Raw genomic sequence first — 17604 nt, 5'->3', positions numbered from 1 at the left:
GGGTTTAATAAGTAATCAAGCGGACATAATATTACAGGTTTAGAGATTACGAAAAAACTGAACCAAGGAAACTTTAGAAAACGAATATTTTACTCTGGCAAATTTATCGCTGGATTCCGGCTAAAGAATCCTCTAGGGACTAGCTTAAAGCCAACTCGGTGAACAGGCATTACCGGCCAATCTTCCGATCGCGGAATATGAGTTACGCCCATTGTGTACCACAGTACGATATCTTCACCCAGCAAGGACTCATCGTCTGAGATATATTTTGGTAAACCCTGTCCGGGTTGAGTTTGGTTGGGATAATCGCCCCCAGCATAAAGTTCAGTAGGTTTATATTTTGTTACCCAGATGTGATGAGTCGCAAATTCTGCCCGTTGACGGATTTTCGAGCCTTCTACAGGGAAAAATATAGAATTTTCTCCAGGCATCAGCATATATCCAGGTGCAGTTCCTAAAGCATTCTTTTTGTCTGCATTAACAATCATCCACTCCCGACTGCTTTTCATATCCAAATCACGCACCGCAGCAGTTTCTTTGGCTAGTGAGGTTTCTGAAAGTGCGATCGCATTTCCTAAAGGATTTTTCTCATCCATCGCCAAAGCTTTCACATTCATTTCCATTACAGAATTCGCCTGACCATCGACATCGAAATCTAGGCGATAGTTGAAAAAGTGCTGATGATTTACTCCAAAGATATTCTTAGCAATTAACCGACCATAAGAATCATCGTCAGATTGCTTTTGAGCAGCCGTTCCCTGCGCCAGTACGATACCTGTTAATTCATTTTGGACTTCCAAAGTCCCATCCTGGTGAAAGATCCAATTGATGCTGTAATCATAGTTGTCAATGGCTACCGTCATCTTCATCACTAATTCTCGACTGCGACGGACATCATTACGCTGAGTATTATACTCAGAGTGTTTCCACAGCATTCCGTTATCGCGTTCGTAGATACCGATAACCCCTGGTATTTGATAAGGTTCTCCCTGCTCATTAGCAAATACAGCATTTAGCAACAAGCCATTTTCGGGAATTTCTTTACTTAATTCCATCGTATTTGCTAGTAGACCTAAGTTGTATTCTCCAACATCAAAGGCATTTCTAAATGACCAAGTAGGCTTAGGATCGCCATAAGGTACTACCATTTCTGAGAGGCTAGCACGGTATAAAACTGGTCGAATATTTTCCCCGTCATTATGCGTCACTTGATACAGCATTAATCCATTACGAGGATGCATTGAATAGCGAAACTTCCAACCTTGCCAGCTAATTTCATTGTCTTTGATCTGGAAACTTGTACCATCAGGTTGGAGGATTTTCAATGCTTTGAGTGGTGACAGTAATTTGCCCAAGGACTTGACATCATAATTCCAATTTTCTTTAGAGAAAGGGACGTTTTCTCTATCAATAAAACTGGCAACTTTACCTGTGTTCAAATTGACTGTTGCTAAGACTCCTTCGATGGGACTACCGTAATAGTTCCAGCCTTTGCCTTTGTAGTAAGATAAGCCGCGACAAAGACGATTACCTGTTGCTTCTTCCTGTTCGCTGAGAATTCCTGGTGCCCACCAACTAATTTTGACTCGATCGAAATCGGTAATTCCCCGCCTTTGCATTGCTCTTTGCCATCGGGGATCGGCTTTAACTACCTGAGTTGCTAGTTCATATTCTGAATTAACGATCGCAGGTTGAACTGACGGTATTTCTTTCCAAGAACTTAAGGTTTTGCTTCTCAAATCAACAATACCTTCAAAAGTTTTGTTTTGCGATCGCTCATAGATTACCAAAAACACTTTTCGCTGGAAAACTTTACCAGGTGTAAAATTTATAACTTCTTCTTTATCTGGTTCTTGTAAGGCAATAAGTGGAAAAGCTGCCATTTCGCTCAAAGTTTTTTCTCTTTGGATAACCGAAACAGCGGTGCTAATTTCTACCTCAGTTAGCGAAGTGAGAGGATGAGAAATCGAAGGCTGTTGAGCCATCAATGTTTCCATTAATCCGATTGAGATAGAAATGACGGAAATGATCGCAATAGATAGCCACAAAAAACGCTTTAGCCGCTTAATCATCTTTTACATTTTTACAAAAGACTTATAGTTACCTATTTCCAAACCTAAGATTGAAAACCGATAAATTAAGAGGCTAAAGCGAAATTAATTATAATAAAATAACCCCACCCCGCTAAAGCACAGCTATTACGGGGTGGGGTTCCGGGTATTATGCTTAATTACCTGGACATTATCTTACGCAGAAACTAAACGGCGTAAAGATTCAGCACGACGTTTAGCAATAGAGTTATTTGGAGCTAATTTGAGTGCTTCTTCGTAAGCTTGTAACGCCTGAGTAGTTAATTTTTTCTTCTCGTAGGCGTGACCGAGATTATTAAATCCTGTCACGTAGTCTGGTTTAGATTTGAGAGCTTCTTTGTACTGACGAATTGCTAAGTCATATTGCTCTTGGGTAAAATAAATATAGCCGAGTCCGTTGTAAATGGGGGCGATATCTTCTTCTCCCTCTTCTTCGGCAGCTTTGAGAGCTTTTTGAAGTAGCGCGATCGCTTGAGAGTACATTTTTTTTTCTGAATAAATACTGCCTAACTCATAATATTCTTGAGTCGTACCCTTTTCTTTCTCTAATTTCTTTCGCAATCTTGCAAAAGAGCCTTCAACCTTGCGAGTTTTGAAAATCTGGCGAAAAACACCCACGGCTGCAATTGTGAGTATCACCACCAAAATTGAGAGATAAACAACGGCTAGACTGTTATCCATTACTGCAAATACAAATATTATAAAGTTTGTTATTTGTCATTTATCATTTGTCCTTGGTTATTTGTTAATGACCAATGACGAATGACTAATGACCAATGACCAATTTACGGTAAACCCCAATATTGAGAGCGTTGTTGGAGCCAACCTTTTTCTAAATAACGAGCGATCGCTTGATTCACATTTCGTCTAAACTCATCGTACTGCAATCCCTTGGGCATTACTACACATAAGGGTTCAGTTGATAATTTTGTTGGCAGTAGCCGATATTGAGGATATTGTTGCACCCAACCGCTGAGAACACTAGCATCTGCGGCAAAAGCTACGGCGGTATTATTTTCTATTCTCTCTCGCGCTTCTTTATAGGAATCTACTCCTACTAACTCGGCGTTTGGCAGATAGTACCGCACTTGAGCAATGGTACTGGAGTTGTTGAGTACGGCAATCTTTTGTTTTGACAAATCGCTCAACTGCTGTACGGAGGCATCTTTTGTAACTAATACAGTGCCATCCAAATAGTAGGGAACACTGAAACTAACTATGCGGGCGCGTGACTCGGTTGCTGTGACTCTAGCGATCGCAAAATCAACTTTCTTGTCTAAAACTACAGACAGGCGATCGCGATTCGCTACAGGTTGAAATTTTACAGCTTCGGCTTTACCAACCAAGTCAACTGCCAAATGCTTGGCTAAGTCAATTTCTAAGCCTTGCAAATTTCCGTTGGCATCTTTAAATCCCAAGGGACGCAAGTTATCTTTAACGGCAACATTTAAATAGCCCCGCTGCTGAATTTCTGACATTTCGGCAGCAGATGCAGTTAATCCCGTTCCCACTAGAGAAAAGCAAAAAATCCAAAAGATAGTGGCGGATAATACCAGATGTAACCGAGTAATTGTTTGCCGTCTGTTACATCTGTTATACATCCCTCACCACCTTTATCCTTTAGCTTGAAGTGCCAATTCAGCAACTTTGCCGAAACTAGCTGGATCGAGGACTGCCAATTGCGCCAACATCTTGCGATTTAGTTGGATATCAGCTTTTTTCAAGTTACCGATCAACTGGCTGTAACTCAAGCCGTGTTGCCTGGAAGCAGCGTTGATGCGGGTGATCCAAAGGCGACGAAAATCGCGCTTCTTCTTTTTGCGATCGCGGTAGGCACTCCGTAGTGCCTTCATCACTTGTTGGTTGGCAGTTCTAAACAGAGTTGAATGGGAACCGCGAAAACCTTTAGCTAGTTTGAGAATTTTATTGCGGCGTTTGCGAGCTACATTACCGCGTTTTACCCGAGTCATAACTTATTTCCTAAATATACTTACAAATATGGGAGCATCAAGCGAACGTTAAGTTCATCGCGTTCATGTACAAGCGTACTCTGACGCAGACCACGTTTTTTGTTAGAAGATTTGTGTTCTAAAAGGTGGCTTTTGAACGCTTTGCGACGGACAATTTTACCGCTACCGGTGGCACGGAATCGTTTTGCCGCGGCTTTACGAGTCTTTAGTTTAGGCATGGTCTAGCTTTGATTCGACACGATCCATTATTATATACTATTAAAATTGCTATAACTGCAATTAAATAAAGGATTTAGCCAACGGCGATCGCTGTAGATAAACTTAGCTTCACTTATGGATGAGGTCAATATAGTTGAATATGACCCACGTTGGGCGACTTTGTTTACAGAAGAAGCCCAGCGGATTTGGCACGCACTAGGCAATGACTTAGTTGTAGAAATTGAACATATTGGTAGTACCGCAGTGCCAGGAATGTCAGCCAAACCAGTTATTGACATCATGGTGGGAGTGCGTTCCTTGGTAGATGCAAAATCTGCTATTTTGGCTTTAGAATCTTTGGGATACGCTTATTGGCGTGAAGACCCGCGTCCTGGACGAATGTTTTTTGTCAAAGGAATGCCACCATACGGAAAGCAACGTACTCATCATGTTCACATAGTCGAGATTGACAGCGAATTTTGGAAGCGTAAGTTATTTTGCGACTATCTAAGAAAGCATCCTCAAGAAGCGAGACGTTACGAAGCTCTAAAACGCAACTTAGCGGCAAGTTTTCGGAGCGATCGCGAAGCTTATACCAATGGTAAAAATGACTATATCCGTGCTTTGATGGTCAAAGCACGGAATCAGGATATGGGAAAAAGCCAAAGTCATTGATTTATTTAACTTTTTTCAGTGGCGTTGGCTTTGGGATCTAAAATTATTTGCGAAGTGGATTTATTCACATGGTAAGTCCAAGATTGCTCTTTAACCTTGACAATCACTTCCCATCCTTCTACGGGGTCGTACTGCTGGGTGCAGACTTCGCCAAAGTTGAATTGGCAAAGATTTCCAAAGGTTTTTGGTGTAGTTTGAGTAATTTTTAAATCAGTAATTCCCACCCCAGAACGGCTTGAGGCATCGCTCAAAATTGCATCTGCGATCGCCTTCGGCAATGTTTGTGAAGTACTTACTTTGGGATCTAAAATTATTTGCTTTCCAGATTTATCTACATGGTAAGTCCACGAATCTTGGCGGACTTTGACAACTACTTCCCAGCCTTCAATGGGGTTGTATTCCCTAGTACAAACTTCTCCAAATTTGAACACACAGGGATTACTAAAGGTTTTCGATGTGACTTGGGTAATCTCTAATTCCCGTTTACGTAGACCGGAATTATTGGACGCATTTCGTAAAATCTTATTAGCGATCGCTTTCGGTAACTCGTTTGCTTGGGATTGGGATACTTGAGTGCCGTCTGGGTAAGGAATAGCACCAGCAGAATTGTTTTCAATGAGTCCAAATCCACAAGATAGCAAGCTTGTCAACACCAGCGTCAAGAAAATTCCTCTGGGTGACTGGAAGGTACTTTTAATTACGGTAGATGCTTGGGTGATTGATTTCATATATATGTAATGTATTGATTGTTAAAAATTGAACAGATAATATTGCAATTGCAATCATAGTTTGTTTGACGTTGCACTCTTAATTCAGTTTCTTTATTAAAGCAGTGGGGGAGGAGGGGAGAAGTTGCAGTAAGTCTTTCCCCTCTGCCCCTCCGCACCTCTGCCTCTTGTGCCCAATGTCCCATCTCTTATACTTGTTTGCTCATTGCCGCTAAATTCACCACACATTCAGGAAATTGGCGTTTTAATGCTGGAAACACCGGACAAGGCGCTTGTTCTTGTAAATTGTCCGGTTTACTCCAAGTAAAGGGGGCTTTCTGCGCCGCAGACATCCATAACAGAAGCTTTGCTCGTGTCATGGCAACATAGAGTAAACGATACTCTTCAGATGTTTTCAAATTCTTTGCCACCTCCCATGCCTGACTAACATCCGGTATGACAGATTCTTCGTGGAGAGTCGCGCGAATTTGGGCGCGTGCTACTTCTGATAAGGTAAAGTCGCCTAAAAATTGGCTTTGGGGAGGAACCCAAAATCTGCCAGGAATCAAGTTTTCGTGGAGAAAAGGAAGAAACACATAGTCCCAATCTAGCCCTTTAGCTTTATGCATAGTGATAATCGTCAGTTGACCACGACGGGTATAACGTTCTTCCGAATCTTCGGTTTCCACTGGTTCAAAGCGTTCGGAACTAACGATTTCACTTAAAGCTGAAAGCATTCCCCCCATCGAACTATTGCCAGCTATCTGCTGGTTTACCCGTTCTGCGAGTTTATCAGCAGTTGCCAATTCTGCCTGGTCATAATTTAAAGTCAAGGCGAGAAAGGAAATTAGCTGGTAAAGAGGCAGTTCTAAACGAGCGCGGAGTAAGCTGCGACACAAGCGGGCAGCTTTTTGTACTGTTTCTGGCTGGGGTGCTGCTAGGGGGCCAGGATACAAAAACTCTTCTGGAAGACTAGCAAGGGCGTTGAGGTCTTGGGTAGGAATTAATTGGCGCTGTACTAATGCTTCTAGAGCAGCTTTGAGGTAATCGGGGGAGTGAGGGCGATCGCAAAATTGCAATAATGCCAAAATTTCTTGAGGAACATGGGAACGGCGATCGCGTTCTCCCACATCGTAAAGTGTAATTTTATGCTCTTTGCACAGAGGTGTCAGAGCTTCTGCTAACCATCGTCCTTGACGATTTTCTCGGACTAAAATCGCTGCACTATTTTTTGTTGGGTCTTCACCCAATAACTCAATCACCCTTTGAGATAACAATTCAACGGTGTGATGAATGTCACGCGGTGTATAAAGTTCTAAACCTTGTCCTACGGGTGCGGGGTTGGCGTTAGCTTGCGGATCGCCAACTTCCACAGGGCGAATTGTCTGCAAGCGAAACGGTACTTGTCGGTTGTCAGGAGTCTGTTGTTTGTTGTTGGTTTTGGTTGTTGCTAACCACTGATTATTGATCCATTTGAGGGCAAAGTTAGCAGCTTCAATGATAATTCTAGTACTGCGACCAGCTCGATCCATCGTTGCCAATCGTTCGATGCGATCGCACTCTTCGCAAAATTGCCGGAAATAAATCGGATCGGCTGGAGTAAAGGTAGAGTTAATCGCCTGGTTAGGGTCGCCAACTCTGACTAAATTGAGTGGGGAGTGCTTAGAGAAGCGATTCATCCCGTCTGTATTCATCCCCTCATATTCCCGATTACTCGCCAAAATTTCTAATAACTGCGTCTGAAGAGGGCTAGAATCTTGGGCTTCGTCTTCAAAGACGGCGAATATTTGGTTTTGCTCAATGTGGCGGGCACTGTCGTTTTCTAAAACGCGCAGTGCGGCTAAAATCATATCGTCGTAATCTATAAAATCACGCGATCGCATCAAGTTTTGATATTGCTCGTACAATCCTGCTGCTACGCTCAAAATTGCATATTCGTCTGTGGTTTGTTTACTCCACTCCCGCAACAATTCTGGCGATATCCCAGAACTTTTTGCTTCATGAATTACTGTATTAGCCAATTCCGGTAATACTTCTGTTCGCAGCACCGATTGACGACGCAACCTTTCTGTCTCTTCTCCATCAAATTGATGACCTTCCAATAACCGCAAATATACATCTGGATTATTTGTAATCCATTGTTCTACAGCAGTTCTGATAAAGCGGTGACTTTGGGTTGGTGTAATTAATATGACATTTTCTAACTGCAAACCCGACAAATCAGAATGACGGTTGGCAATGTTCAACGCTAGACCATGTAGGGTATAGACAAAAAATCCTGTCTGAGGTAGAGATAAATCATCTCGTAAAAATTTACGAATCTTCGCTTTAATATTGGCAGCAGCGGAGCGAGTAAAAGTAACGACTACCAACTGACGGCGGGAGGATGAACGCTCATATTGACGGGCGATTGCGATCGCTGCTGCCGCCGCCATCCCAGTAGATTTGCCTGCACCAGGAACGGCTGAAATAGCCAAAGGCCCAGATTGCCAATCAGCCATTTGCTGCTGTCCAGGGCGTAGACTGTTGCGGATTGCGAGAATCTTCTCCTGTAAAGAAGGAATAGGCGATCGTTCAGACAATTCTGAGTCAAGTAATTCTTGAACAACAGGAGTAGTAAATTTAGAGTCGGACATTATCAAATTATATATTTTAAATAGATATTGAATTTAATTCCCAAACCACAGAGTATGAATAATCTTTGGTGATTCTTAATCCCAAATTATTAAATAAATTACTCCCCTGTTCTTGCCCTAATTATTCTAGGACACAAGCTATATCAAAAATATTATGTCAATCCCCTGACTGAAGATATAACGCTTGGTTGATTTGTTCAGTTAGGGGATTTTATAACAAAGTTAGACTAGTTCTTTGATACTTTGCCGTTCATCCACAGTTGATTCACTAAAGATCGCTACATACAACCATCCTGCTAAAATAGCCCCAAAGATCGGAGCTATCCAGAACAGCCAGACTTGTGAAAACAGTTGTACACCTGCAAATAGAGCAACTCCAGTACTACGGGCAGGATTAACCGAGGTATTGGTTACAGGAATGCTAATCAGGTGAATTAAAGTGAGTCCAAAACCAATTGCCAGCGGTGCAAATCCTTTAGGAACACGGCTATCAGTCACACCCAGAATAATCAGCAGAAACATGAAAGTCATCACAACTTCAGTAATGAAGCAAGCAAACAGTGTGTAACCACCTGGAGAATGAGTACCGTAACCGTTGGTAGCCAGTGGATTGGAGCCAGTCAGGGTAAATCCAGTTTTGCCGCTAGCAATCAGGTAGATAATGCCCGCACCAACAACTGCACCGATTACTTGAGAGGCGATATAAGGTAGTAAGTCAGATCCCGGAAAGCGCTTACCTGCCCACAGTCCAAAGGAAACAGCTGGATTGAAATGACCACCAGAAATATGACCAAAAGCATAAGCCCCTGTGAGGACAGTAAGCCCGAATGCCAAAGATACACCTACTAATCCAATACCCAATGGAAAAGAAGTATTCTCGCTGATTTTTGCAGCATCTGCTGTGTAGGCTGCGGCTAAAACAGCACTACCACAGCCACCTAAAACAAGCCAAAATGTGCCGATCAATTCTGCCAAACAACGTTTTGTGAGAGACATTTTTAGAAAATTCCTTGTTCCGCTACAAATGAGTAATAGTTACGTTACACAATGTTTAAGTCATTGCTGTCAACAGAAAATCTATTGCCTTTTTTTTGTAATGAAACTAAATTGAAAAAAATCCGAATTTTTTTCTCAATAGTTAATTGTGGTGATAAGATATGAAAATACAGGAAAAGTTTAAATAACAGAAAAAACACTTAATTTCTTAATAATTTTGCTCTCATATTGAAGAAGAAGTCAGGAGTCAGAATCAAGACGCGACGCTCGTGACGCTCGGTCGCCCTTGGCGTCTCCCCTTGGGAGAAGACTCGCGAGTGCGTCTCGCAGAGACGTACTCGCGTTCGTTTGTGTAGCCGCGATTTCTAATCGCCTGGTATATTTGCTTAAATTGCGTAACTTGCTTATTTAGTAATCGTATCAAGGCAAACCCAACAAATCACCAAAAAGGTTGGGTTTAGTTGTTCAACCCAACCTATGATTTTCCTTAACTCAACCGTATTGAGATTTTTGCTCCAGTTAGTTTAATTTTCAACACTCCCATACCTAAAAGTGTGGGAGTGTTACGCAGTTAGCTCATCTAAAATTGAATTTATTCATCAATCTGCCATGAATCTTTAGTTAATTCTTCATCCAGAATTTTCTTAGGACGCACAATGATAATAATTTGTCCTAGTAGAGGAATTTCTGGCTCAGTTTCAAACCATTGAAAATCTAATTCACCACCATTTTCAACAACAAAATAGCTGGAGGCATCCCATTCTCGTTGGGCACGATCTATGACAACTACGACTGGCCCTATTTGGCTTTGGGTTTGAATGGGGAAGCGATCGCTATTCGCTAAAATTACTACTGGATCTTCTGCCGCCAATAGCACTTGCCAACCTGGTAAGGGTATCCAAGCTTGTTCTCCAGAAAACTTGACCATCCGAAATGGTTCGATTTCTGTCAGTATGGGCACAGCTTGCAAGTCTTGGCGTGATAATGGCAACTCGCCTACTACGGGCAAAATTCGGGGTAACTGTTCTTCAAATTCCAGGCGGTAAAACGGTAAGATTGGCGCTGGACGCTGGGGAACGGTAGTAAAATCAGTTAGTAACTGTTCGATTTTTTGCCTTGCACCTGGCGTATGAGCAAAACGCAAACCTTTGGCGATTAGGCGCGATCGCTGTTGTAAATCTGCATTTTGGCGTGCCAGTTTCCAAACTTGGTGAGCAACAGCATCCCCAGGATGGGCAGAAAACCCTTCTGGTAAAGTGCGGAAATAGGAGAACTCTTTAAGTGCTTTTGCTATATCCCGTGCCTCATCAGCATCAACATTGTGGACGAAGATTAGTTCGGCGGCAGCGGCGCGTTCTTCTTGAGTAAGTAAACGTAGCTCGTACAAAACATCGCTGCCGCGTGTAGTATAGTGCGATTGCGTTTCTGCCGATACTCCAAACTTTTCCAAAGAATTGTAAACTTGAGAACCAACAACCACCTGGTTTTGTTGAATCGGCTCAAATCCAGTCGCCTCAAAAATTTCTTGGGGGTTATAACCGATTTTTAGCAACGAGGCGATCGCGGTTCCCCATTCCACCCAGTTGCCTTGTTTTTGCCTCAGTCTTCGCAGTAACTCTTGTGCTACATCATTGTTAGCATTATCTTCGGGATTCTGAGTGTTGGGTGGTAGATCAGTCATAATCGGAGTGCAAGCTTCAACTTGAGAGGTTAATTAACACCTCATGAGCAAGTATTATTCTAATCTATACCCAGACCTACACCTCATCCACGATCAAAACTGCCATAGTTTTGCTGATTTAGTTAGTTTTTCTGGTGGAACATTTTTTAATTCAGATATTTGGGCAGATAAATTTCCTCTGTAGCGCTCACTATTCGCGTTCTAAAATATGCAAAATAACTCCGTATAAACCCTTGGCGATTTTCGGCTATTCTCAACTAAACTTGGTATGGAATATAACAAGAGAGTAAATATTTAAAGGAAAATCTTATGGATAAACCTAATCTCGAAATTGATAAAGTCCAATCTCAAGTTATGACTCTCGAACGACCAAAAAAGCTGAAAATACTGGTAGTTGACGATGAGCCAGATAATCTCGATTTACTTTATCGCACATTTCGACGCGACTTTAATGTTCTGAAAGCTGATAGTGGGGTGAATGCTCTACAAGTTTTGGCAACAGAAGGGGAGGTAGCGGTGATTATCTCCGATCAACGGATGCCAGAAATGAAAGGGACTGAATTTCTCAGCAAAACTGTACCTCAGTTTCCCGACACAGTAAGAATAATTCTCACTGGATTTACTGATATAGAAGACTTGGTAGAAGCAATTAATGCCGGACAAGTCTACAAATATATCACCAAGCCTTGGGACCCAGGGGAACTAAAGGCAGTGGTGCAAAGAGCAGCCGAAACCTACGACTTGCTGAAGCAACGTACAGAAGAATTACGCCGTGCTCATGCTCAAATGGCGCTGCTGAGTGTTTTGGTACAGGTAACTCAAGCCGCTTCTAGCTTAGAAGAAACCCTCGCTCCCATTGCTAGAGCTGTGAGTGAAACTTTTGGGGCAGACGGCTGTATTTTACAACTTACAGATGGAAATACTCTGGTTGCAACTCAAGGAACTTACAGCGACACAGGTACAATAGAAAATTGGCTATCTCTTGACCCACTAACCAGGGAAGCGATCGCCACGGGAGAAATGCAACTTTCCTTAAATGTACTTAAAGACACTAAATTAGTTGATGCGATTCACTACCCAAATACTGGTGTGCAAGCACATTTAGTGATCCCAATTAGCTACCGTAATCAACTTTTGGGTGTATTGTCGCTACAGTGGAAACAACCTTGCACTTTGCGAGAAGATGAATTGGTGCTAATTAATTTATCAGCACAACTGGTGGCGATCGCTCTGACTAGTAGTCACTCTCATTAAGGTATTGTGTAGTTGTCTGTCATTAGTCATTTGTCCTTTATCCTTGGCAAATGACGAATGACTAATGACCAATGACTTATTGACCAATGACTAACGAAATTCAATCCATTTTTAACCGTATTGCTCCAGTTTATGACCAGTTAAACGATTGGTTGAGTCTGGGACAGCATCGAATCTGGAAGGAAATGACAGTAAAATGGAGTGCAGCTAAACCAGGAGATACTGCATTAGATTTGTGTTGCGGTAGTGGTGATTTAGCTTTACGTTTGGCACGGCGTATCGGAGCAACAGGACAGGTGTATGGAGTGGATTTTTCCCAAAACCTTCTAGAAAAAGCTCAAGAACGCTCACATTGGCAGTACCCCCAACCTGCTATTAGCTGGGTTGAAGCTGATGTCCTCAATTTACCCTTTGAAGATAACCAATTTGATGCTGCAACAATGGGCTATGGTTTAAGAAATGTTAAAGATATTCCCCGCAGTCTCCAAGAGCTATATCGTGTTTTGAAGCCGGGAGCTAAAGCCGCAATTTTAGACTTTCATCGACCGAGTAATCCTCAGCTACGTGCCTTTCAGCAGTTGTATCTGGACAGTTTTGTAGTGCCGGTTGCCAGTTATTTAGGCTTAAAAGAAGAATATGCTTATATCAGTCCCAGCTTAGATCGCTTTCCCATCGGCAAAGAGCAAATAGAGTTAGCTCATCAAGTTGGTTTTGCAGTTGCCACACACTACCCCATTGCGAACGGTATGATGGGAGTGCTAGTGCTTAGTAAGTTAGGAGTTATTAGTTAAAAGTTATGAATTATGAGTAGTGATAAATTCTCATTTAAAATTTATCATTCCTAACTCCTAACTCTTGTACAGACGCGATTAATCGCGTCTCTACTGTTAACTCCTAACTCTAAGCTCTAACCTCCTAACTTTTTTAATTCTTCCCTTGGACTGGTCTCATCTTTGGCTTTATGTGTCTCCCCCGGTACTGGGTGGAATTATTGGCTATTTCACAAATGATATAGCCATCAAAATGTTGTTCCGTCCTTACCGAGCAATTTATATCGCTGGACGAAGAGTACCCTTCACCCCTGGATTGATCCCCCGCAATCAAGAACGTCTAGCTAAGAACATTTCTAATACAATCATGGGGTCACTATTGACACCACAAGAATTGCAAAATCTGGCACGGCGTTTGTTGCAAACAGAACGCGTGCAATCAGCAATTCTCTGGTTGTTGCGGTTGGCAATTGAACAAATCAAGACAGATAAAAATGAGAAAAGTGCCAAAATTGTAGCGGGAATTTTGCGGGATTTACTAGGGGAGTCCTTGCCACGATTGCTCAAGGTTTTAGCGCGGCGTGAAGATTTTTTAGAAGCGCAGATAAATCAAATTTTTGACCAGATATTGCTGGAATTTCAACTTAGTGAAGAACAATCTACGCGGCTTGCTGATTGGTTGTTGCAAGTAGTTTTACCGCCGGATATTTTACGCCAAACGATAGTTGATTTTTTGACCGATCGCACCATTCAAATTATCGATGAAGGCTTCCGCGAAAAAACCAGTGGGACTTATTGGGTAGTAGCAAATTTGTTTGGCTTACGTAATACTCTTACACGCCTACGAACTTTTTGCTTGGATGAAAAAGAGGCTGCTAATAGTCGTTTACAGGAATTGACTCAAGATTTGCAGATCCGCGATCGCATTCGGAAATTGCTGCAAAATTTATCATTACAAAACTTGCCAATGGGTACGGTGCGTCAACTCCGAAAAACCACCCGCGAAAGTGTCCGCCACTACCTGCAAAATAGTGGCAGCGATTTTTTACAAGGATTAACTGATTCTGTTGATTGGGAAAATATTGCTGTCGTACTGCTGAATCGTGTTAGTGCTTCACCAGTTGTCAGTACTTCTTTAGAAGTAATGAGTCAAGAGTTGGCTCTAATTTTAGAGAAATATTTGGAAAAAGATTTAGAAGCAATTGTGGCACAGGCGATTCCAATTTTATCGATAGATGAAGTGATCGTTGACCGGGTAAAATCAACTTCACCGGCTGATTTGGAAGCTGCCATTGAAGGAATTGTGAAAAATGAATTGCAAGCAATTGTGACTTTAGGTGGTGTTTTAGGTTTTGTTATCGGGTTATTGCAGACGGTATTTTTAATACTAAGTCAATATTAATTGTTTCTTTGTAACTGTAAATTTTTGTCAAATTATAGTTGCAATTTCGTCAAATTATGAAGTGAGGAGAATTGAGCGATGTCTACGACGGGCTACGCCAACGGCTGCGCTCAGGAACCACCCATCGTAGACATCGCTCTTGTTTATATTCAGAGTCACTCAGATTCATCCACAGGGTAATAATTACAAATTATGTTGACCTACCTTCTAGGTGATTTACAAGATAAATTACCACTTGACGCATCTGCTTTTGGGGAAAGCGGCGATACACTCGCAAGCGATAATCAATCATACGAAATGGGATATTAGAATCGGGTTGAGTCTGAAACTCTAGGTGAAGCACTACCTCTGTTGATTCCAATAAAATTAGTGCATCGGCTCGAATGGGTTCTAGCGAGAGTTCAGAAGGACTTAATTCAGTCAGGGAAATGGGTTCTCCTAGCAGCCAGGTAGCAAAATCTATGGAAAAGTTTTCGGCGAGGAATTTGCAGATGTTATCAAACATCCAAAAATGCTACCACTCCAAAACTTCAAACTGAGTCATAGTTACGAAAAAACCATCTTTAATGACACGAAAATTGAAATTTTGAAACAGCGATCGCTTAACTCAATATCTGTGCTAAATTCAGCACAAATCCTGGTAATACATCTTCTCCTGATAAGCTAGTAGGCGATTGCAGAATCTCAACATCCTGTCCTGGGCGATAAATTTCCACCTGTTGATTTTGCGGATCAATCAACCATCCTAAACGCACACCGTTATCAATGTACTCCTGCATTTTTTGTTGCACAGTCTTTAAGCTGTCTGAAGCAGAGCGTAATTCTACCGCAAAATCGGGAGCAAGCGGTAGGAATTTAGCAGGGTCTGGATTAAGGGCTTCTAATCGCTCTCGGCTGACCCAGGATGCATCTGGAGAGCGATTTGCACCATTGGGGAGTTTAAAACCCGTTGAAGAGTCAAAAGCCAAACCTGTGCCATCAGCGTCAGCCCAAAATTCTAACTGGGCTGTTAGTTTTGAATTTCGATTTCCGCTTTCCCATCCAGTTGGTGGCATAATAATTAATTCTCCCTCTGCCGTGCGCTCAAGTCGCAAATCTCGATTATTCTGACACAGTTGGAAGAACTGCTCATCTGTTAATTCAATGGTAGGGCTGAGGTTCAGAATCAGGGCAGTCATAATTGCCTCTCAAGCTTTCTAACTGTAGCGTAGCATTGGGTTAACCTAGTATGTTAACCATATAACAATTACCATGCTTACTAGAAAGCTATTTCTAATCATGTAAAAATTTGTTTCACTGTTATCTGTCTGATAAGAGCAGATGAGAGTTGATGTTTTTTCTCTCAGCTTCTACTCACAATTTGCCAAAAGCCTGAAAAGTGGCAGTCTGATTTTCTAAATACCTATGACTTCATGCTAGATGCGGAAAATCGGTTTGTTTCATCAAAAATTTTATGTTTGACTCTTCAAGGGATGCTTTATCATCAAAGGCTCAATATATGCTTGTAGAGTATCTTTAACTTTAGAAGGTTGACGAACTGGAGCGATCGCAGAATAATCCGGTTTTACTGTCCAGTCGTAATGGCGAAGTAGTGCGGAAAGCACGATTTTCATTTCCATCTGGGCAAATTCCATACCTAAACAACTGTGCGAACCATGACCAAAACCCACTAATGCTAAAGGATGCTTCTTATCTTCTTCACGAGGTGGTGCAAAGCGATCGGGGTCGAAGCGATCGGGATCGGTGTACAGTTCTGGTAAACGGTGAGTCAGCATCGGCGAGATAGTCACAAACCAACCAGCAGGGATACGATAACCTCCATACTCAATATCCTTGAGGACACCACGATTATAGGCATACACTGGTGGATAGAGCCTTTCTGCTTCTTTTAGGACGTTGGTTAACTGTGGAAGTTGTTTGAGATGAGACAGGTTAAGGGAATTATTTCCCACAACTGCTAATTGTTCTTTACGCAGTCGCTCTCGCCATTCTGGGTGATTACCTAATTCAAAGATTACCCAAGTCAGTAATGAGGCTGTTGTCTCATGTCCAGCAAATAGTAATAATAATGCCTCGTTGATTACCTGTACTTCGCTCAACTTATTGCCGTCTTCATCAACAGCCGCTAGCAGCAATCCCAAAACATCTTTTGATTCTTCTAAGTTACCTTGCTCAATACGTTGGGCGATTTCTTGACGCAAGAAAGCCACTAATTTACCCCTAGCATTTTGACCGCGACCATATAAGGTAAAAGGGACATTCCATTTTAATATCGCCATACTGCTATCTAGCAGTTGTGTAAACCACTGACTGGTTTGCTCAACTTCGCTCTTATTCTGACTTCCCAAAAACAAGCGAGTAGCAACCATCAGGGTAAGCTGACGGAAACTAGAATTTAAGGAAATCGTTCCTCGCTCTCCCCAATCTTTGAGGAAGTCTTGCACAATATTTTGAATGGTATCGAAGTATGTAGCGATCGCTTTTCCGTGAAATGCTGGATACATCAAGCGACGGGTTAGGCGATGTTCTTCCCCATCTTGTAATAAAATATTGTTGCCAAATGTTGATTCTAAGAAATACCAACCGATCCGCGACGACATATTTTCAGCTTGTTCTACCAGCACCAGCCGATTAGCATCAGGGCCAATTAAATAAGCACGTTTGTATCCCATGACGCTCGTCTTAAAAACTGAACCATGCTGCTGGAATCGTCGCCATAGATACAGTTCTAAATCCCGAAATATTTCTAAAGTCTCCCCCAAGATGGGCAAGCCATAACTACCAGGCATTTCCTCGGCTGATTTTAGCTGCCGCATATTTGAGTACCTCCAGCAGTAATTAGCTACAGTTTAATTGTAAAGGGCAGTTAGGCTTTGCAAATCAAAATTACCAATTGTGGTAGAGTTTTTCTGCGTAGAACATAATCTCTTCATTTGGCAATCTAATTTTTGGTTTTTGTCGAGGATATAAACTTTCGACAGCACTTGTATCTTGCTCAATAACAGTGGCTGCGGCTTGTAAAACTGAATTTTTAAACAGAAATTTCATCACAGGATTGACGATTTTGGCATACATCAAAATAAACGTCTTGGTAATTTTTTCTGTTTCCGGGTAGAGAATATGAATTTGAGCAATATCACCAATAGGGGTTTCAGCCAACAAAGCTGTAGTGGGAGCATCCAGTTTTGGAAGATTTATCATTTATGGGAAAATGTAAAGGGAAAT

At 41.9% G+C, this 17604-nt stretch carries 16 protein-coding genes and 1 pseudogene; 4 read left to right on the top strand and 13 right to left on the bottom strand.

The annotated features are described in order from the left end of the window. Positions 1 to 89: 89 nt before the first annotated feature. The 5 genes from HWQ42_RS32930 to rpmI all read right to left on the bottom strand — a co-directional run bounded on the left by HWQ42_RS32930 (position 90) and on the right by rpmI (position 4278). Positions 90 to 2072: a primary-amine oxidase gene (locus HWQ42_RS32930; RefSeq protein ID WP_292819655.1), complete on the bottom strand. Its 1983-nt coding sequence runs from the start codon at positions 2070 to 2072 to the stop codon at positions 90 to 92. Between the two features lie 174 nt (positions 2073 to 2246). Then, positions 2247 to 2771 carry a tetratricopeptide repeat protein gene (locus tag HWQ42_RS32925; RefSeq protein ID WP_292738598.1) on the bottom strand — a complete coding sequence of 175 codons (525 nt, stop codon included), beginning with the start codon at positions 2769 to 2771 and terminating at the stop codon, positions 2247 to 2249. A gap of 104 nt (positions 2772 to 2875) precedes the next feature. Next, complete coding sequence (locus HWQ42_RS32920) at positions 2876 to 3691, bottom strand: transporter substrate-binding domain-containing protein (RefSeq protein ID WP_292819652.1); 816 nt, start codon at positions 3689 to 3691, stop codon at positions 2876 to 2878. 12 nt (positions 3692 to 3703) lie between these two features. After that, on the bottom strand, positions 3704 to 4060 hold the full coding sequence (rplT, locus tag HWQ42_RS32915; RefSeq protein WP_289795542.1) for a 50S ribosomal protein L20: 357 nt from the start codon (positions 4058 to 4060) through the stop codon (positions 3704 to 3706). A 20-nt stretch (positions 4061 to 4080) separates the two neighbouring features. After that, positions 4081 to 4278: a 50S ribosomal protein L35 gene (gene rpmI / locus HWQ42_RS32910; protein ID WP_292819649.1), complete on the bottom strand. Its 198-nt coding sequence runs from the start codon at positions 4276 to 4278 to the stop codon at positions 4081 to 4083. Positions 4279 to 4393: 115 nt separating this feature from the next. Here rpmI and HWQ42_RS32905 point away from each other — a divergent pair, with 115 nt between their 5' ends. Beyond that, entirely contained in the window at positions 4394 to 4933 is a 540-nt protein-coding gene (locus HWQ42_RS32905; RefSeq protein ID WP_292819646.1) for a GrpB family protein, read from the top strand. Between the two features lie 5 nt (positions 4934 to 4938). On the opposite strand, the gene HWQ42_RS32900 is transcribed toward HWQ42_RS32905, so the two are convergent. The 4 genes from HWQ42_RS32900 to HWQ42_RS32885 all read right to left on the bottom strand — a co-directional run bounded on the left by HWQ42_RS32900 (position 4939) and on the right by HWQ42_RS32885 (position 10953). Then, positions 4939 to 5661: a hypothetical protein gene (locus HWQ42_RS32900; protein WP_292819643.1), complete on the bottom strand. Its 723-nt coding sequence runs from the start codon at positions 5659 to 5661 to the stop codon at positions 4939 to 4941. A 188-nt stretch (positions 5662 to 5849) separates the two neighbouring features. Further along, a complete protein-coding gene (locus HWQ42_RS32895) occupies positions 5850 to 8276 on the bottom strand; it encodes an ATP-dependent helicase (protein ID WP_292819640.1) in 2427 nt (808 codons plus the stop codon). A 222-nt stretch (positions 8277 to 8498) separates the two neighbouring features. Then, positions 8499 to 9272, bottom strand: a complete 774-nt coding sequence (aqpZ, locus tag HWQ42_RS32890; RefSeq protein ID WP_292738603.1) for an aquaporin Z — start codon at positions 9270 to 9272, stop codon at positions 8499 to 8501. Between the two features lie 592 nt (positions 9273 to 9864). After that, entirely contained in the window at positions 9865 to 10953 is a 1089-nt protein-coding gene (locus HWQ42_RS32885) for a RuBisCO accumulation factor 1 (RefSeq protein WP_292819637.1), read from the bottom strand. A 309-nt stretch (positions 10954 to 11262) separates the two neighbouring features. Here HWQ42_RS32885 and HWQ42_RS32880 point away from each other — a divergent pair, with 309 nt between their 5' ends. The 3 genes from HWQ42_RS32880 (at position 11263) to HWQ42_RS32870 (ending at position 14379) form a co-directional block, all read left to right on the top strand. Then, complete coding sequence (locus HWQ42_RS32880) at positions 11263 to 12207, top strand: response regulator (protein WP_292819634.1); 945 nt, start codon at positions 11263 to 11265, stop codon at positions 12205 to 12207. Positions 12208 to 12293: 86 nt separating this feature from the next. Next, on the top strand, positions 12294 to 12998 hold the full coding sequence (ubiE, locus tag HWQ42_RS32875) for a bifunctional demethylmenaquinone methyltransferase/2-methoxy-6-polyprenyl-1,4-benzoquinol methylase UbiE (protein ID WP_292819631.1): 705 nt from the start codon (positions 12294 to 12296) through the stop codon (positions 12996 to 12998). Between the two features lie 145 nt (positions 12999 to 13143). Then, positions 13144 to 14379, top strand: a complete 1236-nt coding sequence (locus HWQ42_RS32870; RefSeq protein WP_292819628.1) for a DUF445 domain-containing protein — start codon at positions 13144 to 13146, stop codon at positions 14377 to 14379. A gap of 220 nt (positions 14380 to 14599) precedes the next feature. Here the strand turns inward: HWQ42_RS32870 and HWQ42_RS32865 are convergent. From HWQ42_RS32865 to HWQ42_RS32850, 4 genes and pseudogenes are all read right to left on the bottom strand, one after another. Then, a pseudogene (locus HWQ42_RS32865) lies at positions 14600 to 14884 on the bottom strand (Rpn family recombination-promoting nuclease/putative transposase); the annotation flags it as partial. A gap of 97 nt (positions 14885 to 14981) precedes the next feature. Further along, entirely contained in the window at positions 14982 to 15557 is a 576-nt protein-coding gene (locus HWQ42_RS32860) for a Uma2 family endonuclease (RefSeq protein WP_292819625.1), read from the bottom strand. 273 nt (positions 15558 to 15830) lie between these two features. Next, positions 15831 to 17195, bottom strand: a complete 1365-nt coding sequence (locus tag HWQ42_RS32855) for a cytochrome P450 (protein ID WP_292819622.1) — start codon at positions 17193 to 17195, stop codon at positions 15831 to 15833. A 70-nt stretch (positions 17196 to 17265) separates the two neighbouring features. Next, positions 17266 to 17580 carry a hypothetical protein gene (locus HWQ42_RS32850; RefSeq protein ID WP_292819619.1) on the bottom strand — a complete coding sequence of 105 codons (315 nt, stop codon included), beginning with the start codon at positions 17578 to 17580 and terminating at the stop codon, positions 17266 to 17268. Between the last annotated feature and the right edge of the window lie 24 nt (positions 17581 to 17604).

This window comes from Nostoc sp. JL23 (assembly GCF_017115065.1).
GTDB lineage: Bacteria > Cyanobacteriota > Cyanobacteriia > Cyanobacteriales > Nostocaceae > Nostoc > Nostoc punctiforme_A.
The sequence above is the reverse complement of the archived record's forward strand: the minus strand, read 5'-3'. Positions and strand labels throughout refer to the sequence as shown.